Origin of the sequence: Nostoc sp. CCY 9925, assembly GCF_963920935.1 — a bacterium.
In the GTDB taxonomy this organism is placed as follows: domain Bacteria; phylum Cyanobacteriota; class Cyanobacteriia; order Cyanobacteriales; family Nostocaceae; genus Nostoc.
In genome coordinates, this window is sequence record NZ_CAWUDO010000015.1 from 12157 (window position 1) to 36454 (window position 24298).

General features: G+C 42.1%; 14 protein-coding genes. 7 read left to right on the forward strand and 7 right to left on the reverse strand.

From position 1 onward, the window contains the following. Window positions 1–69 precede the first annotated feature (69 nt). A complete protein-coding gene (locus ACM0OY_RS10635; protein WP_414568821.1) occupies window positions 70–1692 on the reverse strand; it encodes a histidine kinase in 1623 nt (540 codons plus the stop codon). A gap of 666 nt (window positions 1693–2358) precedes the next feature. Between ACM0OY_RS10635 and ACM0OY_RS10640 the strand changes: the two genes are divergently transcribed. After that, a complete protein-coding gene (locus ACM0OY_RS10640; protein ID WP_414568822.1) occupies window positions 2359–5475 on the forward strand; it encodes an MFS transporter in 3117 nt (1038 codons plus the stop codon). 75 nt (window positions 5476–5550) lie between these two features. Here the strand turns inward: ACM0OY_RS10640 and ACM0OY_RS10645 are convergent, their stop codons facing one another. Next, a complete protein-coding gene (locus ACM0OY_RS10645; protein WP_414568823.1) occupies window positions 5551–6186 on the reverse strand; it encodes a hypothetical protein in 636 nt (211 codons plus the stop codon). 238 nt (window positions 6187–6424) lie between these two features. After that, the gene (locus ACM0OY_RS10650) at window positions 6425–6697 is read right to left on the reverse strand and encodes a hypothetical protein (protein WP_414568824.1); all 273 of its coding nucleotides are present in this window, start codon (window positions 6695–6697) and stop codon (window positions 6425–6427) included. A gap of 148 nt (window positions 6698–6845) precedes the next feature. Here ACM0OY_RS10650 and ACM0OY_RS10655 point away from each other — a divergent pair, with 148 nt between their 5' ends. The 6 genes from ACM0OY_RS10655 to uvrA all read left to right on the forward strand — a co-directional run bounded on the left by ACM0OY_RS10655 (window position 6846) and on the right by uvrA (window position 17242). Further along, entirely contained in the window at window positions 6846–7565 is a 720-nt protein-coding gene (locus tag ACM0OY_RS10655) for a response regulator transcription factor (protein WP_414568825.1), read from the forward strand. Between the two features lie 121 nt (window positions 7566–7686). Further along, on the forward strand, window positions 7687–9144 hold the full coding sequence (locus ACM0OY_RS10660; RefSeq protein WP_414568826.1) for an ATP-binding protein: 1458 nt from the start codon (window positions 7687–7689) through the stop codon (window positions 9142–9144). Window positions 9145–9716: 572 nt separating this feature from the next. Next, on the forward strand, window positions 9717–12353 hold the full coding sequence (locus ACM0OY_RS10665; RefSeq protein ID WP_414568827.1) for a GAF domain-containing protein: 2637 nt from the start codon (window positions 9717–9719) through the stop codon (window positions 12351–12353). Window positions 12354–12562: 209 nt separating this feature from the next. After that, window positions 12563–13333, forward strand: coding sequence for a pentapeptide repeat-containing protein (locus tag ACM0OY_RS10670; RefSeq protein ID WP_414568828.1), 771 nt, complete (start codon window positions 12563–12565; stop codon window positions 13331–13333). Between the two features lie 86 nt (window positions 13334–13419). After that, window positions 13420–14040, forward strand: a complete 621-nt coding sequence (locus tag ACM0OY_RS10675; RefSeq protein ID WP_414568829.1) for a TenA family protein — start codon at window positions 13420–13422, stop codon at window positions 14038–14040. A gap of 262 nt (window positions 14041–14302) precedes the next feature. After that, entirely contained in the window at window positions 14303–17242 is a 2940-nt protein-coding gene (gene uvrA / locus ACM0OY_RS10680) for an excinuclease ABC subunit UvrA (protein WP_414568830.1), read from the forward strand. A gap of 134 nt (window positions 17243–17376) precedes the next feature. Here the strand turns inward: uvrA and ACM0OY_RS10685 are convergent, their stop codons facing one another. The 4 genes from ACM0OY_RS10685 to ACM0OY_RS10700 all read right to left on the reverse strand — a co-directional run bounded on the left by ACM0OY_RS10685 (window position 17377) and on the right by ACM0OY_RS10700 (window position 24137). Then, window positions 17377–17790, reverse strand: a complete 414-nt coding sequence (locus ACM0OY_RS10685; protein ID WP_414568831.1) for a DUF2358 domain-containing protein — start codon at window positions 17788–17790, stop codon at window positions 17377–17379. Between the two features lie 821 nt (window positions 17791–18611). Then, on the reverse strand, window positions 18612–19382 hold the full coding sequence (locus tag ACM0OY_RS10690; RefSeq protein WP_414568832.1) for a hypothetical protein: 771 nt from the start codon (window positions 19380–19382) through the stop codon (window positions 18612–18614). Window positions 19383–20292: 910 nt separating this feature from the next. After that, on the reverse strand, window positions 20293–23121 hold the full coding sequence (locus ACM0OY_RS10695; RefSeq protein WP_414568833.1) for a GAF domain-containing protein: 2829 nt from the start codon (window positions 23119–23121) through the stop codon (window positions 20293–20295). A 545-nt stretch (window positions 23122–23666) separates the two neighbouring features. After that, entirely contained in the window at window positions 23667–24137 is a 471-nt protein-coding gene (locus ACM0OY_RS10700; protein WP_414568834.1) for an NADAR family protein, read from the reverse strand. Window positions 24138–24298 lie beyond the last annotated feature (161 nt).

Here is a 24298-nt window from a genome sequence, read left to right on the forward strand (position 1 = left end):
CGATTAATTCCGTCTGTAGATGCACAGGGTTTGGAATTCTATATTCTGGATTCTGGATTCTTATTTTAATTAGATTGTTTCGTCACGACGATCGACAATAACTACAGCAGGATCGTCTCTATGAACTTCTGTTGAGTAGTTGGTACGATCGCGATCTAAAACTCCTGTGGTGTGATGGGTTCCTTGGTCAAAGCCTGTGCGATGTTCGCCTAGATCGGTGGCATCATATATGCCGAATTCTTGGATGCCTCGACGGTTGAGAATGGGTTCAGCTTGGTAGATTTCAGCTTGTGTACCATCAACAATCACTAAGTAATCACCTCTTTGGAAGCGATCGCTATATACTCTAGCTCTGTCTTCAGGGATTCCTAAACCAACGAGTCCACCAACAATACCGCCAGCTGCTGCACCAAGAGCACCGCCAGCCAGTGTTGTTGCTATAGCGGTAGCTGCTGCGCCACCTGCGAGTACTGGGCCGATTCCGGGAATTGCTAAAGTCCCAAGACCAACTAATAAGCCTGTCAAGCCACCTAAGACGCCGCCTGTAGTTGCACCAGCTTTTACACCCTCGTCTGCTTTATTACCTGCACCGACGTTTTTATTCTCTACACCAGCGATACCATGACCGTCGGCGTCTTTGGCAATGATGGAGACTCTACTCATCGGGAAACCCGCATCTCGCAATTCTGTAAGTGCTGTTTCTGCATCTCGACGATGAGAAAACACACCGATTGCGCGTTTGCTTGTTTGCAGAGGTCTGTTTGCAGGGGTATGTCCAGTTGAATCAAAAATCTGCCACTGTTGGATTCCATGTTGGCTGATAATAGTAGCCGCACGTTGGATTTCAGCTTCTGTACCACTCACGAGAATAATGTAATCGCCTTGATTGATCCGCTCGTTATAGAAGTGAGTGCGGTCATGTGGCAGGCTCCAACGTGTAGAGTCCCAGCGATCGCTTACATGAATACCTGGGAAAGATTCACGTCGCGAAGAGTCTTTGTGAATTAAAGAAATTTGACTCAAAGGAAAACCTGCATGTCGCAAATCATTAATTGCAGCTTCCGCATCTTGGCGATGAGAAAAGTATCCTACTGCATATTTGCCGCTAACTACGTTCTGATGAGCAACACCTGTAGTTGGATGTGTGCTATCTGGATGGTCGTAAACGCCAAACTCTTCGATACCACGCTGACGTAAAATTGCTTCCGCTCTTGCTATTTCGGCGTCCGTACCATCAATGATGACTAGATACTGTCCTCGTTTGACGCGTTCATCGTATACTCTGGCTCGTTCTTCGGGAATTCCCAAACCGATCAATGCACCAAGCAAACTGCCAGCTACTGCACCGATACCTGCTCCAGCAAGAGTGGTAGCGAGAGCGGTTGCTGCGGCTCCAGCCAGCATAATTGGCCCAATTCCGGGAATTGCCAAAGTACCAAGGCCAACTAATAAGCCAGTCAATCCCCCTACAGCACCGCCGGAAACTGCTCCCACGGCAGCGCCTTCATCGGATTTATCACCAACGCGATCGCGTACTTCGGCGCCGGCAATATCATCACGCTCTCCATCCCGCGTAATAACAGATACTCTGTTCATATCAAAGCCGGCATTCTTCAATTCATGTAGCGCATGTTCAACATCTCGACGAGTAGAAAATACGCCTACTGCACGTTTATGTACACCTACAACCATTATTTTTCTCCACAAACAGTAAAATCAATTATTGAAAAATCTATAGCTTGGTTATGGCTCGTAATAATCCCTATTAATACATGTTTATATTTATTTTTCCTCAATCGCTTGGAAGAAATTTTTTCTCTATCAACCGACATAGGTGGTTTTATCTAAAGTTAAGTAAAAAATCTCCAGTATCATTTCTATTTATTTTCTGAGTTTTGTAATTGTTTTTAATTTTCATGTTTTAAATTTTCATAAAACTTGTTGGTGAAGCAATTGATATTGTCTGAGAAATTCTTGAACTATAGTTGATAATCAACTACATTTTGTTAATTATTATTAGATAATCAATAGGACCACCTTCTAGTGGCTTAATATTGGTAATTTCTTAAAAAATCGGCTTTTTGAAATAATTAATATTTTTTTAACGTCAGTACATAAGTTATAAAAATTAAAATTTTGAAAAATAAATAAATAATGACATTTTACTGATTCTTGAACTATTTAGACTGGAGGCGGAACTTTTCGGGCTTTACTCCTGAATTATGACTATATGACTTTTGACTAACGACTTTACTCCCTTAGTAAGTGTAAGCCTAGTCAAATCAATATCTAGACTGATAAATAGACCATTTTCTCAACAGAATGGCTATTTGTATTGAATGCAAGTGAGAAAATAGTATGTTTGAAAGTGCTTTAACCATATTAGGATGGGATTCGCTACCTTTTGGATTAGCACCCATAACTTTTGCTCAACAACTACTAACTCCAGAAGAAGCATCAGTTCTTTTTGCTGGTCCTAAATTCTTAGTAGCATTACTGGCTGGGGTTTCAATGGCTTTAGCCTTCCAATTGTTATTCACGAACTTTTCAGTTGCCGTAGGAATTTCATCTTGGGAAATTGACTCAGATGATGATGACTCAATAAAGCTAGGTAGTAAAATTCGTAAAATTCAAGGTAAAGTCGGTTCTTGGGCATTGATAACCGCTAGTATTGCATTATTTATTGCTTGTTTTCTAGCAGTAAAACTTAGCTTAGTCGAAAATGCATTTTTAGGAGCAGTTATCGGTGTAGTCATCTGGTCTATTTATTTTTCAGTGATAATTTGGTTCGGTTCGTCCGCAGTAGGTTCTTTAATTGGTTCTATTGCCAGTACTGTCAGTTCTGGTTTTCAAGCGTTGTTCGGTACAGCAACTACTGGTATCAGTGCTAATACTGCCAAGCAACAATTGGTTTCCACAGCAGAAGAAGTTACAGCCGCAGTTCGTCGAGAATTAACATCAGGTTTTGACCCTGAAAGTATTAGAAATACACTGCAAAGTTCTTTGGCTTCTGTGCAATTACCAAAGGTGGATATCAAAGAAATTCGTTCTCAATTTGACAAGTTGATTCAAGATACAGATTTACAATCTGTTGTTAATAGTGATTTGTTGCAAAATGTCAATCGGCAAACCTTTGTTGATTTAATGAGCGATCGCACCGATTTATCTAAAGAAGATATTAATCGGATTGCTGACCAATTACAAGGTGCTTGGCAACAAGCTTTGAACCGCAAAAATCCAACACAGCAAGTAATTAATTTGCTGAAATCTGCTAGTCCTGAAGAACTAAATTCCGAGAATTTAGGTGAAAGACTTCAAGAGTTGGTTACAGTTGGAGGCGGTAATGGCAAGCAAAGTAATGGTGTAATGAAGCAAGCTGTTCAATATGGCTTGACTGCGGCTGTTCCAGCAGTGTTAGATAGAATAAACCTTTCTCATATCGATGTTAACAAAATCGCTAATCAGTTACAAAAACTGAAAGAGAAAGTTCAAGATGTTGATGTGGAAGAAATTACAGAACAGTTACAAAAGTTTAGAGAGGAAGCAACAGCAAGATTGCCTATATCACTCGCAAATACAATCAAAGCAGATGTAGAAGACTACATATTGAATTCATTTCCTTGGCACTTTAACCGGATTACGCTCAAAGATGAGTTTAAAGAAGTCATCTATGATGTCAACGCAGACCCGACAACTGTAAGACGGGAATTAGAAGAAATCAATCAAGAATATTTCATTAACTTGCTGAAGCAGCGGGACGATATTAGCGAAGCAAGGGTAACAGAAATTGCCGAACAAATGGAAAGCGATCGCCAGGAAGTTTTAGAAACTGTCAAACAGTCCCAAGCGCGAGAAAAAGGTCAAAATTTCCGTAACCACATTGAAAATTATCTGCGTTCGACTGGCAAAGAAGAACTTAATCCTGAAGGTATTCAACAGGATTTTGTCAAGTTAGTAGAAGACCCAGAAGCTGGCTTTGAAGAATTAAGCGATCGCTTCAGTCAATTTGACCGCGATACTTTTGTACAATTGCTCCAGCAACGTCAAGATATTAGTGAAGAAGAAGCTAATAATATTGTTAGCCAACTTGAGAGCAACCGCGATAATATCTTGAATCGTGCCAGAGAATTGCAAGAACAAGCAAAAGCTAAAGCCGAAGAATTACGGCAAAGAGTTGAAGATTATTTGCGGAATACTAACAAAGAAGAACTCAATCCCGAAAGTATCAAACGCGAGTTTAGAGTTTTACTAGAAGATCCGCAAGCCGGAATTAGCCTTTTGCGATCGCGTTTATCGCAATTTGACCGCGATACACTGGTGAAACTGCTCACTCAACGAGGAGACTTGAGCGAACAACAGATTAACCAAGTCCTCGATCAACTCGAAGCAGTCCGAGATAGTATTTTGCAAGTCCCGCAGCAAGCGAGAGAACAGTACGAAAAAACTACAAAAGCCATTGCAGAATATCTCCGCAATACCAACTTAGAAGAACTCGATCCAGATGGTATTAGGCGTGACTTGGAAAAATTACTCGATGACCCGAAAGCAGGTGCATTAGCATTGCGCCATCGTTTATCTCACGTTGATCGAGAAACCTTAGTTAAACTCCTAAGTCAGGGGGGAGACTTGAGCCAAGAACAAGTTAATCAAATCATCGATCGCGTGCAAGATGCGATTCGTGATATCCTCAAAGCGCCGCGACGTTTAGCAAAACGTACCACTCAACAAGTTTTAGATTTTGAAGGTAATCTCGAAGATTATCTGCGCAATACTAATAAAGAAGAACTCAACCCCGAAGGAATCAAACGCGATTTGCAATTGCTGTTGTCTTCTCCCCGCGCTGGAATGGGGAATTTAAGTGATCGCGCTTCTAAATTTGACCGTTCGACAATTGTGGCGCTGCTATCCCAACGCGAAGATATCTCAGAAGAAGAAGCTAACCGAATTGTGGATCAAATCGAGTCTGTTCGTAGTTCCATTGTCGAACAATTCCAACAGATTCAACAACGGGTGCAATCAGTGTTGGATGGAATTTTTGCTAGAATTCGCAACTATCTTAACTCTCTGGAGCGTCCAGAACTCAACTATGAAGGAATTAAGCAAGACTTTGGCAAAGTTTTTGACGATCCGCAAGCTGGATTTGAAGCATTACGCGATCGCTTGAGTCAATTCGATCGCAATACCCTAGTTGCAGTCCTGAGTTCTCGTGAGGATATTTCCGAAGCAGACGCCAACCGCATCATCGACCAAATAGAAGCGGCGCGGGATGGCGTACTCCAACGAGCCGAACGCATCCAGCTAGAAACACAAAAACGCCTGAAAGCGATTCAACAACAAGCTAAAAAGCAAGCCGAAGAAACCAAAAAAACCGTTGCAAATGCAGCATGGTGGATATTTGGCACAGCATTGACTTCCCTTGCGGCTAGTGCGATTGCAGGTGCGATCGCGGTTACAGGGTTATCTTTACCTGGCTAAATTGGTTCTCACAGATCAACACGTAGGGGCGCACAGCTGTGCGCCCCTACGTGTACCTAATTCAAATGAGAATGACTACCTGTTTGCTGGAGGAGGCCCTTGGCGATCGCCTTGAGGATGAGGTGGAATACCCAAAGCGTCTATCAACTGTTGTTCTGTTACACCCAGCTTTGTTGCAGCGGCTTTAAAATCAGGTCGAGGTGGACGTTGATTGCGATCGGCTTCACTAGGAGGATTAGCAGGCACTCCCAGCGCATCCTTTAATTGTTGTTCTGTTACACCCAACTTTGTTGCAGCAGCTTTAAAATCAGGACGAGGTGGACGCTGGCTGCGATCGCCTTGAGTTGGAGGATGAGCAGGTACTCCCAGTGCATCCTTTAATTGTTGTTCTGTTACACCCAACTTTGTTGCAGCGGCTTTAAAATCAGGACGAGGCGGACGCTGATTGCGATCGGCTTCACTAGGAGGATTAGCAGGCACTCCCAGTGCAGCTTTTAACTGAGCTTCGGTGACTCCCAGTTTCGCCGCAGCGGCTTTAAAATCAGGATGAGGCGGACGCTGCCTTTCTGACGGCGGTTGTTTGGGAGTATCTGTTGCCTGTGCAATTTGCTGGAATTTATTAGCTGCATTTGCTTGGTGAAGTGAAATAAAACCAAATGTACCAAACCAAACAGGAATCGCAGTTAGCACTAATATTTGACGAATTTTCATAATCAACACTCAAAAGATAGATTGTTTACATTTCTAATTGAACTAACCTAAAATTACAGTTCGCCCTGCTTGTGAATTACAATTTTGTAATTTTTGTCACTTAAGCATAACCACTGTACTCAAATTACGTAATCTTCAGTCCCACATCAAAAGTTCCTGCGTAACCTTGTCCATTCTTGGTGAGCTTGAGTAACATTTGCTCACCACCATCGGTAAAAATTCCCTGAATTCTTTGTTGTTAACGGTTATTGTCTGGTATGCGATTTTGAACTGGGCCCTGATTCTGAGGTTGGGGAAGGCGTTTTTTTACCTGTGGGCGTCGTTGCTGATGCTTGATTTGTGGTTTTTTATCAGGTTTTTGCAATTCATTTTGTGGTCTTGGGCGTTGTTGTGAAATCTCTACCCTGGGATTAGCCGGAGATTGGGCATTTGCTTGATTGGGTGCAACAAAGCCAAATGTGCCAATTACAAAAGGAATCGCTACCACAGTTAAGACTCGACAAATATTCATGATTGTTAACCTCGAAACTGTTGCTTACATTTCTGATTAAGCCACCTCAAAATTACAACTTGCTTAGTTTGTGAATTACATTTTTGTAATTTGAACTCAAAGGTAATGAATTTACAATGGAAGAATGTTTGTCAAGTAATGAATATTTGTGAACATTCTGTTTGTCGAAGATGAAACCAAAATTGCTAACTTCGTCCGGGCTGGATTGAAGGAGCAGGGATTTGTCGTAGACTACTGCGACAACGGTGATGAAGGATATCTGCGGGCATTAGATAACGAATATGATGCGATCGTACTTGATATCATGGTGCCGGGTAAGGATGGACTATCGATTCTCAAACAACTACGGCACTCAGGGCGGAATACACCAGTGATTTTATTAACGGCTCGTAATGAACTCGACGATCGCCTCTTTGGGTTAAATTTGGGAGCCGATGATTATATTGCCAAACCGTTTTTTGTAGAAGAACTAGCAGCTCGAATTCATGCCGTTGTGCGGCGGAGTGTGGGCGATGTCTACGACGGGCTACGCCTACGCCAAAATTTACTTGTGGTGGGGTCGCTGAAGCTCGATCGCATCACGCGGGAAGTCACCTACAATCAACGGGCGATCGAACTTACCAGCCGCGAGTTTAATTTGCTGGAGTATCTCATGCGCTCTCCCGGACGAGTTTTCACCCGCACTCAAATCCTGGAACACGTTTGGGGCTACGACTTTAACCCCAACACCAATGTCGTCGATGTTTGTATCCAGCGAATTCGCAAAAAAATTGACCCCATTGATGATGCAGGTTTGATTGAAAGCATTCGCGGGGTTGGATATCGGTTTCGCAAACCAGACGATGAATCAATTCAAAATTCAAAATGACGCTCTCTATGAGACGCTGCGGGAACGCAGACACGGCTTAGCTGCGCTAACAAAATTCAAAATTAAATACAGCCACGCCACTTGCGGGCGAGGTTTTGAACCTAGCTTTTTTTCATAAACTATGAAGCGCCCCTCGTTTCGATTGCGAATTGCCCTGTTGTCTGCGGGTTTAGCTGGAAGTGCATTAGTTGGGTTTGGTGCAGTCTCTTGGTTTCAGATTTATGACGCTAAGCTCAGTCGCCTTGATGCAGAACTGTTAAATCAATTAATGCGGGCAAGCCGTCCACCTGAACGTCCCCCCGAAGCAGAGCGATGGCAGCGCTACGAAGACTCATTAAGCTATACCTTAGGAACAAATACAAAAACTCCCGTTGCACTGTTAGTCCTTGACGCAAACAGCAACACAGTTTATCAATCCAATGAAGTACAAGCTGACCCCGGCTTGAATCGTCTGTTGCTTCGGCAGATTGACTTGGCACCTCTGCCACCCCCTCTGAATAGAGAACGACCTCCAATACCTGAGAGTAGAAATCCACCTTTTCCTCGCCCACGCCCACCTGAATTTGTCTCTCAGCAGACAGCAACAGGAACTTGGCAGATTGGGGCAGCGAGATTTCCCAATGGTCAGGTTGCCATTGCCGTTAGCCTCCAAGCCGTCAACCAAGAGATGGCTATTATTCGCAATATTTTTCTTGTATCAATTCCGGGAGCGCTTTTGCTGGTTGCCGTCGGGGCATGGGTGGTTGCTGGTAGTGCCTTGCGTCCCATCCATCAGTTAACAGGCGTCATTCAACAGGTAACAGTCAAAGGGCTAGATCAGCGTATTCCCATTGGCACAACGGATGTTGAATTTGTGGAACTGATTCGGGTGTTTAACCAAATGCTGGAACGTCTGGAACGCAGTTTTACCCAAGCTTCTCGCTTCAGTGCTGATGCTGCTCACGAACTGAAAACCCCACTAACCATTCTCCAAGGCGAACTAGAACGAACACTGCAACAGGTTGAACCTGGATCGGAAGTGCAACAGCGCTTAAGCAACCTCTTGGATGAAGTGCGCCGCTTAAGTGGCATTATGCGGAAACTTTTGCTGCTGTCTTTGGCAGATGCAGGACAGATGAGCTTGTATTTGGTTGAAGTCGATATGTCTGAGTTGCTCATGGAGATATTAGAGGATGTAGAACTGCTGGCTCCCCATTTGAGCGTGCAAAGTGATATTCCTGATGGTTTAAAGGTACAGGGCGATCGCGATCTCCTGATTCAAGTTCTGCAAAACCTGTTGAGTAATGCCATCAAATATAATCTCGCCAACGGTTGGATAGAAATTCACGCTCATCAAACTCAAACAACGCTCCATGTCACCATTACCAATGCATCAAAAGATATTTCAGCTAGCGATCGCTCGCGCCTTTTTGACCGCTTTTATCGCGGCGATCGTGCCCGCACCCGCAAAGTCGAAGGAATTGGACTCGGACTGAGCCTAGCCCGTGAAATTGTCCGGGCACATCGTGGCGATCTTACCCTTGACTCAACAACATCTGTTGATCAAACAGCATTTACCCTTAGTTTGCCGCAGAGGTGATTGGTCATACCGTTTTTTATGAACCTGCGCCAAATCCTAACTTTTTTTTAACGCAAAGGTGAGGCAGCAACGGGTACGTAGGGGGTTTCCCTCATGAGCGACTGCCGACGCAGAGGTTTTCTTGCATATAATTCGCTATCTCCTCATCAAGAATTTTTAGAAAATACAGAGTATGCAGTCTTTACAAGAGAATGCTACTTTTTTATGAGATTTCATCAGCGATAAAAATCTCACAATAATTCCAGGACTTATAGTCAAAACAGAGTAAAAAACTGTGTCCAAGCCAGATTAATGACCTTATTTCATTGACTGACTCAACATACATATATTCTCTGTAAGTTGTTACAAATTAATATTTATGCTGGAATAAAGGAAACGCATATTAAATCGCTAGACCTCTTAAAGTAGATTCATAAAAATCACAACTGCGGTCAAATTTATATCCTTTATTGTCAGCTAATAATTAGCATCTATTCGTACCAAATATGGGCTATAGCCAATAGTCCGTAAGTGTAATCCTCAGCAGTCACTAGATATTGATAACCTACTGAATGAGAGCAGGCATATTATAGATGAACAACGATGAGTTGAATTCAGTGTGCCACTTGACAGATAGTAAGCAGGCAGAGGAGGTACTGCAACAGCAAATTCAATGGCAGCGACTGGTGATGGCAATTGCCCAACGCATCCGCCAGAGTTTGAATTTGGACAAGGTTCTCAATACTACGGTAACTGAAGTACGTCAGTTCCTCCAAGTTGATCGAGTGTTCATGTATCAGTTTGAACCAGACTACAGCGGGGTAGTGGTGGTAGAGTCTGTTGATGAAAATTGGATTTCTGCTCTCAATACCCAAGTCCGAGACTCTTATTTTATGGAAACTCGCGGCGAAGAGTACAGATATGGGCGCATCCAAGCTGTTGCAGATATTTATACAGCGGGTCTGAATGAATGCCATAGGCATTTACTGACTCAGTTTCAAGCTAGAGCAAACTTGGCAGTCCCCATTCTCCAAGGAAAAAAATTATGGGGATTATTAGTTGCCAACCAGTGTGCGGCACCCCGACATTGGCAGACGTGGGAAATAGATTTACTCAAACAATTAGCAACACAAGTAGGCATTGCCATCCAGCAATCTCAACTTTATGAGCAGGTACAAACTGAACTTGCTGAGCGCAAGCGAGTGGAATCTGGTTTAAGAGCGCGTGTGCGTCAGCAGGCGGCCGTGGCTGAACTCGGTCAGTTAGCTCTGGCTAATCTAGACCTTGACGCATTAATGGATAAAGCCGTTGTCTTGGTTACTCAAAGCCTTGAGGTAGAGTACAGTAAGGTTTTGGAACTGCTTGGGGATAAGAACACCTTACTGTTGCGTTCAGGAGTCGGTTGGCACTCAGGGCTGGTGGGAAATTTTAAATTAGCGTTAGGTTCAGGGAAAGAGACTCAGGCGTCGTACACACTAGTTTGCAGTGAGCCAGTAATTGTTTATGACCTCCAAAAAGAAACACGGTTTCAAGGGCCACCGTTATTGATTGACCACTCTGTGGTCAGTGGCATTAGCGTGATTATTCAGGGTCAAAAACAACCTTTTGGTGTGTTAGGTGCACACACAACTAGACTCCGGGAGTTTACCCAAAATGATATTCACTTTTTGCAGGCGATCGCTAATGTATTAGCTACCACAATTGAGCGCAAGTGGGCGGAACAGAAAATCCGCGAACAAGCAGCTCTACTCGATATCACTTCTGATGCCATCATTGTGCGAAATTTCCAAAACCAAATACTATTCTGGAATCAAGGCGCAGAACGTATGTATGGCTGGGAAGCCCATGAGGCTTTGGGAAAGAACCTGGAAGAGATTTTGTGCAAAGAAACTTCACAGCCAATGCAAGCAGCTTTAAAAAGCGTTACCGACGGTGGTTCCTGGCAAGGTGAATTACATAAAGTTACCAAGGACGGAAAACAAATTATCGTGGAAAGCCGATGGACACTGATGCTTGATGAAGCAGAGCAACCTAAATCCATCCTTTCCGTTGACACCGACATCACAGAAAAAAAACAACTCTTTGCCCAATTTCTGCGTGCACAGCGCCTAGAGAGCCTTGGCACCTTGGCAAGTGGCATTGCCCACGACCTCAACAATATCCTGACGCCTATTCTGTCCTCCGTAGAAATGTTAGCGCTCAAACTTCCCAATCTGGATGCACGCAATCAGCAACTGCTGAAGCTTCTCGAACATAACTCTAAACGTGCGGCGGATTTGGTCAAGCAAATTCTGACTTTTTCCCGTAGATCTGAAGGCAAAAATGTTTCTTTACAAATAGAACACCTACTGTTAGAAATTGAGCAAATTGTCCAAAGCACATTTCCCAAATCCATCGCAGTTATCAATAATCGACCTAGATATCAACTCTGGACTATCTTGGCAGATCCGACTCAAATTCATCAGGTATTAATGAATTTGTGCGTCAACGCTCGTGATGCCATGCCTAAGGGCGGCACATTATCTATTTCTGCGGATAATTTATTCCTTGATGAAAGCTTTGCTAAAATGAATCTAAATGCTCAGATTGGTCCCTATATAGTTATAACTATTTCAGATACGGGATTTGGGATTTCTCCACTAATTTTAGAGCGAATTTTTGAACCTTTTTTCACAACTAAAGAACCAGGCAAAGGCACAGGGTTAGGTTTGTCAACTGTGATTGGCATTATCAAAAACCACAATGGTTTTGTGAAAGTCTCTAGTGAGCTAGGTAAAGGTTCTCAATTTCAGGTATACCTACCAGCTATGAACAAAAGTACAAATCAGCAAGCAGAGAGCTTGGAATTGCCCAACGGCAATGGAGAATTGATTCTAATTGTAGATGATGAAGCCGCTATTTTAGAGATTAGTAAAACTTTACTAGAAGACCACAATTACAAAACCCTGACAGCTATTAACGGCATTGAGGCAATTTCATTATATGCCCAGCATAAAAATAAAATTAGTATGGTGTTGATGGATATGATGATGCCGTCAATGGATGGGTTAACTGCGATTAATATCATGCAACAAATGAATCCGCAAGTCAAGATTATGGGCATTAGTGGTATGGTAACGGACAACCAAATGGTCGAGGCTGCGAACGCTGGTGTCAATATCTTTTTGAGGAAGCCTTACACTTTCCATAAATTATTACATGCTATTAATGACTTCTTGAGCCAACCATAATCTCAGAGTCAGTGATTAAATGCGATCGCGTTTTGAGCGATGGACTTTTAAATGTTTCAGAAGAAGTAACGAGTTTTTACTCTAGTTCAATTTTACAAGTGATATAGGCAAATACAGAGGGCAAACTGTTCAGATTGCTCATATCATAGGCTGGGGTATAAATCTATCTCGGTTAATATTGAGTCTTGAGTAACAAATAGTACGCAAATATGAAAAGCCAAATTCTCGTCACAGCCACATTTTTAACTTTGGTTAGCCTGACAACAACCGTACAAGCGGCGAATTCTGAACACGTCAAACAGTTATTAGCAACTAAACAATGTCAAAACTGTGATTTGACTCATGCAGGTTTAGTGATGGCTGATTTATCTGGAGCCAATTTGAGCGGTGCTAATCTTGCAGGTGCAAACCTCAGTCGTGCCAATTTGAGCGGTGCTGATTTGCGGGGTGCAAACTTGAGCGGTGCTAGTTTATTTGGTGCTAACCTGAGCGACGCGAGATTTAGTGGCGCAAATTTGGCGGGTACTGATTTGAGAAATAGCTATCTAACAAACGCAGAATTAAATGGCGCTTACCTGAATGGTACTAACTTCCAAGGTGCAATTGGAATACCATCACAAATTGCTTCAGCAGAGGATTTTTATGCTTTGGGTGTAGCACAAGCAGAAAAAGGCAACTCCCAGCAAGCAATTAGTTATTTTAGTCAAGCGATCGCCATTAAACCAGACTATGCAGGTGCTTATCTAGCTCGTGGTGTCGCCCGCTACCAAATATTAGATAGACAAGGTGCATTCGTAGATGCCCAAGCTGCCGACAAATTGTTTACCTCCCAAAGTAACAGCCCCGGAATGCAAACAGCCCAGGCTTTTATGAAAGAACTCCAAACCCCGTATACTGAAAAAGTAAGCTCTGGTAAGCCTAGTTTCGTTGACTTTTTCGGAAGTCTTGGCTCAATCTTGCTTCAGTTTTTACCTTTTTAGGAAGTGGGGCATGGGGCATAGGGCATGGGAGATGAGGGAGACGCGGGGACGCGGGGAACAAGCAATGACTTTATGACTAATGACTAATGACTTTATCAAATGAATTATGGGCGGCAAATCAAGATTTAGCCAAAGCGTGTCTAGAGCATCCTTTTGTTCAAGGCATTGGTGATGGTACTCTTGAACAAGCTAAGTTTGCTTACTATGTAGGGCAAGATGCTTTTTTCTTAGAAGCTTTTGCCCGTGCTTACAGTATCGCCGCAGCTAAAGCACCAGATTGGGTAGGTTTCACGACATTTCATAACTTAGCTGGAGGTGTGTTAGCAGAACTGGAATTGCATAGTGGCTATGCTTCCCAGTGGGGAGTTAATTTGCATTCTGTGGAACCTGGAGCCGCTACCCGCTGCTATACTGATTTTTTGTTAGCAACTGCTTGGGGAACAGATGTCGGTTTAACGGCTGCGGCAATGTCCCCCTGTATGCGTTTGTATGCTTTTTTGGGAGAACAGTTAGCTGTTAATGGCATCCCGAATCACCAATATGAAGATTGGATTCGGACTTACAGTAGCGTGGATTTTGAACCGTTGGCACAGCAATTAGAAAGTTTGGTTGAGAATTATGCCAGGGACAATGCTGTTGTGCATTCAACTTACCGTTATGCGATGCTGTGTGAGTATGACTTTTTTCAGGCTGCATGGAATTTGTAGGAATTTCCCATAAAGGCGGCTTTGTATACTTGGGGGATGATTTTTTGCACGCACAGACGCAGAGAGAGCAATATATAGGAGCAGAGGAGCAGAGGAGAAGTTTCAGTAAGTCTTTCGCCTCTGCTGCCCATCCCCTCTGCCCACTATCCTCTTACCAATGCCCAATAAGTATTTAAAACAGTACTCTTGTTCTACTATAAACTGATTAAAGATAGTATTATTAAGGACTGTTTCATAAGAAACTCCTTTTTTGCCGCCCAATATGTCAGACCAAGAGCTCACAGCATCCCCAAAGTTCCGTTCAGAGCAAGCCAATGCTCAGGCTTCTCTGTTGAACGGACACCTCCCCTCGCACAATAGCCAGAATACCATTCGGATTAGGGGTGCTAGGCAGCATAATCTGAAAAATATTGACCTGGAATTGCCACGCGATCGCTTAATTGTATTTACTGGCGTTTCTGGTTCTGGTAAGTCTTCTTTGGCGTTTGATACGATTTTCGCTGAAGGTCAACGTCGCTATGTAGAATCCCTCAGCGCCTACGCAAGGCAATTTTTAGGACAGTTGGATAAGCCGGATGTAGAAGCGATTGAAGGCTTAAGTCCAGCGATTTCCATTGACCAAAAGTCAACTTCTCATAACCCCCGTTCCACTGTGGGTACTGTGACGGAGATTTATGACTATTTGCGGCTGTTGTTTGGTCGTGCTGGCGAACCCCATTGTCCAATTTGCGATCGCTGTATTGCGCCCCAGACAATTGATGAAATGTGCGATCGCATTCTGGAATTAGCAGACCGCACTCGTTTCCAAATTCTTGCACCTGTGGTTCGGGGTAAAAAAGGCACACATCGTAAGCTGTTGTCAAGTCTGGCATCCCAAGGTTTTGTCCGCGTGCGCGTCGATGGCGAAGTCCGTGAACTGTCAGATTCCATTGAATTGGATAAAAATTTAACTCACACCATCGAAGTAGTAATTGACCGCTTAGTCAAAAAAGATGGTATCCAAGAGCGTTTAGTCGATTCACTATCTACGTGTTTAAAACAGTCTGGTGGCATTGCAACCATCGTTGTTAGTCCCAGCGAAGGACAAATGACAAATGACAAAGGACAAACAACAAATGACGAAGAATTAGTATTTTCCGAAAATTTTGCTTGTCCAGAACATGGTGCGGTGATGGAAGAATTATCGCCGCGATTGTTCTCGTTTAATTCACCTTATGGTGCTTGTCCCAACTGTCATGGAATCGGCACTTTAAGAAGATTTGCACCAGATTTGATTGTACCCGACCCAGAAGCGCCAGTGTATGCTGCCATCGCCCCTTGGTCAGAAAAAGATAATTCTTATTATTTGGAATTGCTTTATAGTGTAGGGCAAGCTTATGGATTTGAATTACAAACAAATTGGAGCAAGCTCACAGAAGAACAGCAGCAGACTCTTTTTTATGGAGAAAACGAAGAAAGTACAAAAACAGATAAAAAACAAGTTTTTAAAGGTATTGTTCCAATTTTACAACGGCAATATGAGGGTGGCTCGGAGTTAATTAAGCAAAAATTAGAGCAGTATTTAATCGACCAACCGTGTGAGGTTTGTAGAGGAAAACGGTTAAAACCAGAAGCTTTGTCGGTGAAGTTGGGACAATATGGAATTTTGGATTTAACTAGCGTATCAATTCGAGATTGTCGGGAGAGAATTGAGCGATTCAAGTTGAGCGATCGCCAGTTACAAATTGCTGATTTAGTCCTCAGAGAAATTAAAGCCAGATTGCAATTTTTATTAGATGTTGGTTTAGATTACCTCACCCTTGACCGTCCAGCAATGACTCTTTCTGGTGGCGAAGCGCAACGCATTCGTTTAGCAACGCAAATTGGTTCTGGTTTAACAGGAGTTCTCTACGTTTTAGACGAACCAAGTATTGGTTTGCATCAACGAGATAATGGCAGATTGCTGAAAACTTTAACTAAGTTGCGCGATTTAGGTAACACCTTAATTGTCGTTGAACACGATGAAGAAACAATTCGTGCAGCAAACTATATAGTTGACATTGGTCCTGGTGCCGGAATTCACGGTGGAAATATTATCGCCCAAGGTGATTTAGAAGCATTATTAGCAGCAGAAGATTCCTTAACGGGTGCTTATTTATCAGGAAGGCGAGTAATTACTACACCAGCCGAACGGCGAGATGGAAATGGGCGGAGTTTAATCATTAAAAATGCCCATCGTAACAACTTAAGAAATATAGATGTAGAAATTCCATTAGGGAAACTTGTTGCTGTTACTGGCGTGTCTGGTTCTGGCAAATCTACCTTAATTAACGAGTTACTTTATCCATCGTTACAGCATCATTTAACTAAGAAAGTTCCCTTACCGAAAGACTTAGAGAAAATTCAGGGATTAAATGCAGTTGATAAAGCGATCGTTATCGATCAATCGCCCATTGGACGCACACCACGTTCTAATCCTGCAACTTACACAGGAATTTTCGACGCCATTCGGGATGTATTTTCGCAAACAGTAGAAGCCAAAGCTAGAGGTTACAAACCCGGACAATTTTCTTTCAACGTAAAAGGTGGACGTTGCGAAGCTTGTAGCGGACAGGGTGTGAATGTGATTGAAATGAACTTTCTCCCTGATGTTTACGTGCAATGCGAAATTTGTAAAGGTGCAAGATACAACCGCGAAACATTGCAAGTGAAGTATAAAGACAAATCTATTTCCGATGTTCTCAAGATGACAGTTGAGGAAAGTTTAGATTTTTTCCAAAATATTCCCAAAGCGATCGCCCGTTTGCAAACTTTATTTGATGTTGGCTTGGGTTATATTCAATTGGGGCAACCTGCGACAACTTTATCTGGTGGTGAAGCGCAACGTGTAAAATTAGCCACAGAATTATCTCGACGCGCCACAGGGAAGACACTTTATTTAATAGATGAACCAACAACAGGCTTATCTTTTTACGATGTCCACAAATTATTAGATGTATTGCAAAGATTGGTGGATAAAGGCAATTCAATTTTAGTAATTGAACATAACTTAGATGTGATACGTTGTGCAGATTGGGTGATAGATTTGGGGCCAGAAGGTGGCGACAAAGGCGGAGAATTGATTGCTGTAGGAACACCGGAGGAAGTTGCAGCAAATCCCAAGTCTTATACTGGCCAATATTTGCAACAGGTATTGCAGCAGTATCCAGCAGTGAAAAAGTAGCCTACTGTTGATCGCCCTTCTCGCACCTATCCATTAAATAACTATGATATGACAAAACTTGGCCCTCCAGAAGATAGCCTCAAGCAAAAACTTGTTTCTTAAATCACCATCCCCAAAAGGGGAATACTTAGCAGCTAATTAGCTGTTTTCCCCCTTTGCCAAAATTGCTTTAAAATCTCACCTGGCTTTCTGTCCCAAGTGTCAATATGTTCGTATATCAAATTATCTTTGTTGAGTTTATAAGTTGAATAGCCATTAAAAAGCAAAGGCGCTTTCCAAGGAACACGCAACACTCCCCGCACTGTCCAATTTACTAAAATAGTATCTTCACCAGACTGTTTTACATCATGTACATCAAAGTAAATTTGGGTAAAAAATAGCCGAGCGTGAAATCGTAAAGTCCAAAATATAATCCGATAATTAAATTTGTATTTGAACGTATTCACTGGATCTTTGAAATAGATATCCTGTGTATAAATGTCATATGAAATATCTTTTTCAAAAAGTGTCGGTAAATCTTGTTTGAGAGTTTCAATTACTTGTTCCATCTGCGAATAACTCTGTAGTTTTAATTTTTTGCTTCGCCTGCAACTACTTTCAACCAACTTAACGCGGGTGGTTAGAAACTTGAAAAGATTTGTAGGGTAGCACAGCTGTGCTACCCTAATTTATTGATGCGTTTGTACTAAAAAAGCTCATCAGCCTTGTTAGCTAATCATTTTACCGACATCATGGCGATATCCTCAACAACCCTTAGCGCAGTATACCAGTTGCCAACAGCTAAGATTTTCTTAAAAGATGACCTTTCACCAGAAGTATGTGACACATACTCAGATTGTAGATTGGATGTTGGAGGTTAGTTAACAGCAACTGCGATTCCTGAACCTGACGCAATTGCTGAACTCTCAATACTTGTCGGTTAAGGGGAAAAGGGGAAGGGGAAAGGGGGAAAGAAAAAACCTTTAACCTTTACCCGGTTGGTGAGCTTGTCGAACCATTAACCTTTTCCCCAAATTCAATGCCGAGTTAAAAATGCACAAAGCGAGCAGTATTGGCTGAACTCTTGGTTGTTAGTTTTGTGAGTAGAGTTATCAAGAAAAAGCCAGCATCTACATAGACAGTAAACCTGAATAGTCGAAGCTAGCTTCATTAGAACTGTAATTGACCATTATTTTAGCTCTAACAACCAGGGATCTCCAAGACGCGCTAGAACTGTCGAAACTTTGTTAGAGAGTAACTACTCACTCAAATCGCAAACTTTAGATTCCTGACTTCTTAGAGAAGTCGGGGTTCTGATTGTTCAGTTTTTATGAATTTTTATACATATACGGGAAAGTTTGATGGTGAGCAATGAAGCTTATTATCTTGTTCAAAAAAACAACTTAAACCGCGCTAGTTGATTTTCAATTGTTCGTGTCAGAATTTTATTCAGTTCTTTGATGTCTTGAAATTGTAAAATTTGTTGTGTTGGTAAATCAAAGGGAACTTGTCCTTCAAAATTTGGGCGTTGCATTTGCGCTAGTAGAATCTGTTCAGACCGCTTACTTTGGATGGCATACCCAATTTCAATACAGACATTCGGGCTGGGAATTAGTTGGAGAGTTTCTTTAACATCAATACTAGTAATCGGTGTTGTATCAGCGATAAATAACAAACTCTTACGGATTTTTCGCATCATAGTACGATTAATTCGCATAGTAGCACCGCTGGGACGAGAGGATTCTATTAATGTTAAAAGAAGGCGCGATCGCAAGTTTAAAGTCTCCAAACTTTTTCGCAGTTCCTCTCTGAGAACGTCACTCGCTGCGGCATACTCAGTTTGGTAGGAGAAAAAAATAGTTGGTTCTAACTGAGCTAACAGCGCCTGTTTAGTAAAATAAATTTCGTGACTAATCAAGTCAATGTTAGCTACACGATAGCCACCACTACCTTCAATATAAAATTCAATATCTTCCCCTTCCAGATAGCGCCCAAACCAAATTGATTTCTTAATTTCGTCACTTTCTTCTAAAAAGTCCGCTCGCAATGCCGATCTCAGCAGACTTTTTTTACTTAGGCGAATGTCTGGTGGGCGCTTTTCCAATTCTGGAATCGGCTCATAATCCTGTATATACCATGCTCTGAGCGCAATAATTGACATAAGGCGCTATTTCAACTGTTTATCGCTATTTAACTTCGTATCAAGCTTACACCCAGAGGAGTCCTCATTCTGATTTCTTTTTAAACACAACAACACCCAACCATCTACTCGCTTTAAAATTCCCTCTCGTTGTTTGTTCTACGCGGGGATGTACTAACTCTCATCGCTTCCGTAAACAAGTAATGAAAATCAGTTCCAGCGCCCCCTAATCTTCCACATTTGAGGAAATATAAGTTTTCGCGTTGGGTGTTGCGGTGTTTTGACGAGACAGATGTGAATTAAACAGCGTCTTTTACCTCTTACTACATTCCATCATGCAGCTGTTGTATCTGCCAGGGAAGCTTTTTATTAGCTTCAATTATTAGATTAGCACTAGTGCATGAGAGTAAATTTATTTGCAACTAAACTTTACTTTTGAAGTATTTTTTACCTAACTCAATATAGCGCACGCCCTAAATAGCTTTTGTTTTTTTTGTTTAGCCTATTGTTAAAAATTTTATCATCAACCTTCTGGATGAATTGAGTAATTGCTAAGTAAATTTTTAAGTTTTGGAACTAACATTTTGTAATAATGTGAAAAATTGTGTGCTGGCTATTGGTGATTGGGCATTGGGGTGCTGAGTCAATACAGTTCGGTTAAAGGGGAAGGGGGAAAGGGAAAAGGGGAATTTCAAACCTTTCCCCTTTTCCCAGCCCAGATCAGAAATGAAGAGTGCTTATACGAGGCGTATTGAGTGCTGAATTAGGAGTTAAGAGTTAGGAATTCTGCTGCCCTAGTGGTCTGGCAAGTCAACTATCCGTGGTGGCAGGCTTCGGGGTAGGGAGCAGGGAGCGGAGGGGAAAGATTCTCCCCCTTGCCCCTGCCCCCCTGCTAGGTCTACACAGCAATATTGGGTTGGCAGACTACTAGTTATGGTTGACTATTAATTGTCGCTGGAGGCTTGACGGGAATCTCAATCCAGAACTCTGTACCTTTGCCTGGTTCTGAAATGCACTCCATGATTCCAGCATGTTTTTCTACAATAATTTGATAGCTGATTGCCAATCCCAGTCCTGTGCCTTTACCCACAGGTTTGGTAGTGTAAAACGGGTCAAAAATTCGCTTTTTCACCTCTTGAGTCATTCCAGGCCCATTGTCACTAATACAAATCAACACACGAGAGTTGTCTGCTGAAACTTTAGTGGAAATATGGATAGTGGGCGTTGAGGAGAGGATGGGGGGAAAAGGGAAATTGGAGACAAAGCAGAAGACTTTTTCCAAGTTGTCTTCTTGTCCCATTGTCTCGTTGTCTTCCCACTCTTGATCGTGACTCTCTGCTCTCCACTCCCCATTCCCCATTACCAGGGCATCTATAGCATTACTGATAATATTCATGAATACTTGATTCATTTGTCCGGCATAGCATTCCACCCGTGGGATTTTGCCATAGTCTTTGATGACTTCAATGCTTGGAAAATCAGGATTTCCTTTCAGGCGGTGTCGCAAAATTAATAAAGTGTTGTCAATACCTTCGTGCAGATCAACGCGCTTGTTTTCAGATTCATCCAAGCGAGAAAAATTGCGTAACGACAGCACTATTGAACGGATGCGATCGCTTCCCACTTGCATTGACTCCATGATTTTTGGCAGGTCTTCTACCAAAAAATCAAAATCGATCGCTTCGATGGCAGCGCGGATTTCACTATTAGGGTTGGGATAATGTAAGTGGTAGAGGCGTAAAATTTCCAGTAATTGTTCAGTATACTCGCTGGCGTGACAGAGGTTACCGTAGATAAAGTTAACGGGGTTATTGATTTCGTGGGCGATACCTGCTACCAGCTGTCCTAAGGCAGACATTTTTTCGGTGTGAATCAATTTTGTCTGTGTTTCTTGGAGTTGATGCAGAGTACTTTCTAACTGTGCAGCTTGATCTCTAGCTTCAGCTTCAGCACTACAAGTTTGTTCGTAGAGTTGTGCTTGTTGAATGGCGATCGCAGCCTGATCTCCTAGCTGTTGCAATAAATCAATTTCCGCATCCTGCCAATTTCTGGGAGCGTCGCACTGATGGGCAATCAGTAATCCCCATAGTTGCATACCTATGTTGATTGGAACAATTAAGTTGGCTTGCACTTGTAGACTTTGCAAAAAATCTCGATGACAAGCACTCAAAGAAACCGTTGATACATTGTTAACAGCGCGTATCCTACCCTGAAAATATAATTTAATAAACTCATCAGGAAAGCATTCTACTGGCGCTTCCACTCCTAAAACTGACTGCCAGTTGCCATTAATTTCTTCCACAATCACGGATTTAGTTTTGATTTGGAAAATCAACACCCGGTCTGAGTTTAACAGCGATCGCACTTCCCGAACGATAGCCTGGAGGGTTGTCTGCAAGTCTAATGTACTGCGGATCTGATCTGTGACTTGTTTGAGTACTTTGGTGAATAGTAATGATTTTTCTAGTTCAGCAGTTTGCTCTTGCACCCGCAGTTCTAGGTTGGAATTGAGCGCTTGTACTTGTTTGTACATTTGCTGCTGCTGAATTGCCATTGAAAAATGATCGTATAGGGCTTGGGCTAATAAAATGTCTTCTGCCTTCCACTCACGTGCTTGCCCCTTTTTTTCCTCTCGCCAAGCTTCAAAGGAAAGTTGCGGTAGTAATTGTCGCCGATTGTCTTCACATCGTCCCGCCCACAAAATTTCTGTGTCAAATTCGCTGCGAAAAATGCTTAGTACACCAGTAAATTTTTCGCGGTAATGTAGGGGAATCACCATCATTCCCCGAATTGGAGTGGAACGGAACCCTAAAGCTAAAACTCGCAAACGCGGTTCTTTATAAAGGTCAGCAGTTGCCCAAATATTGCCCGGCTTACACTCAGCCATCCAGTTTTGCCACATAGAATGCTGTTCGATAAGACCGTTTTCTAGCTCATAGGGTAGTTTTGGTTGCTCCCCTGAGGTGTATAGTTCTTTGCTTTGTTCAATATAAAGCCTGCCGCCTATGCCACCAAAGGCAGTAATCACTTCTTCTAGTGCCCCCCGTAATTGGATTGTTGGCAGTTTATGTAATAGTGTGGTTACTCGGTTAATAGTTGCTTCTCGTTGTTGCTGGGCGATCGCTTCAGTCAATACGTGACTTTGAGCAATAGCGATCGCTACTTGATCGGCAACTTGCTGCACTAATCTCAGTTCTCGCTTCAAAATCCTTCGGTGTTCAGTGTGATGAGATACCAACAATCCCCACAATTGGGGTTTTGCCGATTCTTCTTTAAGGTCGTAATGTAAAATGGGCACTACTAAGGAAGACTGCACGCCCATTGCTTTTAAATATTCAATATGACAAGTTTCTACTTGCCGATAGTTAATATTAGTTTTTAGACGTTTGCCAGTTTCTTTTGACTGTAGAGGTGATAGCCCAATTTTCCCATTAGCCACATCTACAATTGAACGTTGTCCTGCTAGCAGGAACATCTCTCTGGCTTCTTGTGGAATATCATAGACTGGAAAGCGCAATCCCAATAAAGACGGTAAACGCTGCTCATAAATAGATTCAGCAATTACTTCACCACTACCATCAACATCAAACCGATACACCTTGACCCGATCTGTACCCAAAAATAACCGTACTTCGGCAACAGTAGTTGTTAGTATCTCTTGGAGATCGAGCGATCGCCTGATCTGTTTTGTCATCCGATGCAGTAAACTTTCTTGGTTTAAGCTTTGCTGCAACCAGTTTGGTTTATCGGTAAATGTCATCGTTTATATACACCATGACTGAAGTGTAAAAAAGTTTTTTATATTTGTCTTTGATGAGAATTTTCAAATTACAGTTCCTTGGTTTTTATCCCATTTGATGAAATTTCTGTTAAAAATACATTGATATGGGCGTACAACTGTTGCAGATATTTTGGCAAATTGTATTAGAAGATATTCCACAAGTATCAGAATCCCTATTCTTAAAATAGATTTAGGAAGATTTAAAAGTACTTGGTGTATTACATACACTTTACAAATATCTGCTCAAGTTGATCTTTAAGAAAATTTTAATCATTGACATCTATTAATTTTATATTCTCAATCATTAAACTATTTCAGTAATATCACTCAACTTAGTCCCTGATTAAATGCTTGGAATTAACAATATTTTTTTACTATTGATGCCCATTAAGCCAATTAATTAAGATTTTTCCCAAGTAAATAACTCATTGTCGGCAATTTGTTGAAAAGTTTTTGACTGGGGGAATTTGACTATTCCCCGTTTAATTGCTGATTTTATGTTGAATGTAACTTTTTTAATTAAACTATTCGTGAATTACCCTTAAAGATAGTAATTTACGGATTTCTTCACGAACGCTGATGAGAATTTTACCGAGATGGTTTTGACCGGTTTTATTAGCGCCACAACCCCAAAAATAATCGGTTGGGGAGTTTTCAACCAATATTTCATCCCCTGTCCTCAAAAGAACTTCTTGAATATCAGCATGAGTGAGAAACTTTTTGAGTACAGCTTCTCGCATCACTTGAGTTTTGACCAAATCCCAGTCTCGACGTAGTTGCCGAGTACTACATCTTCCCAAAGCAGCAGCTTCTTCGGGAGTGGGGGCGGCATGAATGAAAGGTATAATTACTGCATCCGTACTGCCAACAAACTTTTGCGCTTGATAATAATGCTCAACCGTTGGCCAGTAAACACCCTGGACGTGAATTCCGTGGAAAGAAAAGTTAGAAAAACAGCCATAAGGCTGCCAAACCTTATAAAAGTAAATGGTCATTTGAAAATTGCTCTTTTATATATTTAATTTCACTCTAGCTGAGTAAGTCAGCCCTTGAGTAGGGCAAATTCAGCCCAACACAGCTCAAAGTCTGAGCTGAGGAAATCTCGGCTCAGAACTTTGTAAGAGGAGGAGCGTCACTTTTCAAGACAGAGACTTTT

What these genes read in the sequence shown, in the direction of transcription:
- ACM0OY_RS10660 (WP_414568826.1), top strand. Translation starts at nt 7,687, where the DNA reads ATGAAGCGCCCCTCGTTTCGATTGCGAATTGCCCTGTTGTCTGCGGGT.
- ACM0OY_RS10690 (WP_414568832.1), bottom strand. Translation starts at nt 19,382, where the DNA reads ATGTCAATTATTGCGCTCAGAGCATGGTATATACAGGATTATGAGCCG.
- ACM0OY_RS10685 (WP_414568831.1), bottom strand. Translation starts at nt 17,790, where the DNA reads ATGGAACAAGTAATTGAAACTCTCAAACAAGATTTACCGACACTTTTT.
- ACM0OY_RS10650 (WP_414568824.1), bottom strand. Translation starts at nt 6,697, where the DNA reads ATGAATATTTGTCGAGTCTTAACTGTGGTAGCGATTCCTTTTGTAATT.
- ACM0OY_RS10695 (WP_414568833.1), bottom strand. Translation starts at nt 23,121, where the DNA reads ATGACATTTACCGATAAACCAAACTGGTTGCAGCAAAGCTTAAACCAA.
- ACM0OY_RS10670 (WP_414568828.1), top strand. Translation starts at nt 12,563, where the DNA reads ATGAAAAGCCAAATTCTCGTCACAGCCACATTTTTAACTTTGGTTAGC.
- ACM0OY_RS10665 (WP_414568827.1), top strand. Translation starts at nt 9,717, where the DNA reads ATGAACAACGATGAGTTGAATTCAGTGTGCCACTTGACAGATAGTAAG.
- ACM0OY_RS10675 (WP_414568829.1), top strand. Translation starts at nt 13,420, where the DNA reads ATGACTTTATCAAATGAATTATGGGCGGCAAATCAAGATTTAGCCAAA.
- uvrA (WP_414568830.1), top strand. Translation starts at nt 14,303, where the DNA reads ATGTCAGACCAAGAGCTCACAGCATCCCCAAAGTTCCGTTCAGAGCAA.
- ACM0OY_RS10700 (WP_414568834.1), bottom strand. Translation starts at nt 24,137, where the DNA reads ATGACCATTTACTTTTATAAGGTTTGGCAGCCTTATGGCTGTTTTTCT.
- ACM0OY_RS10640 (WP_414568822.1), top strand. Translation starts at nt 2,359, where the DNA reads ATGTTTGAAAGTGCTTTAACCATATTAGGATGGGATTCGCTACCTTTT.
- ACM0OY_RS10635 (WP_414568821.1), bottom strand. Translation starts at nt 1,692, where the DNA reads ATGGTTGTAGGTGTACATAAACGTGCAGTAGGCGTATTTTCTACTCGT.
- ACM0OY_RS10645 (WP_414568823.1), bottom strand. Translation starts at nt 6,186, where the DNA reads ATGAAAATTCGTCAAATATTAGTGCTAACTGCGATTCCTGTTTGGTTT.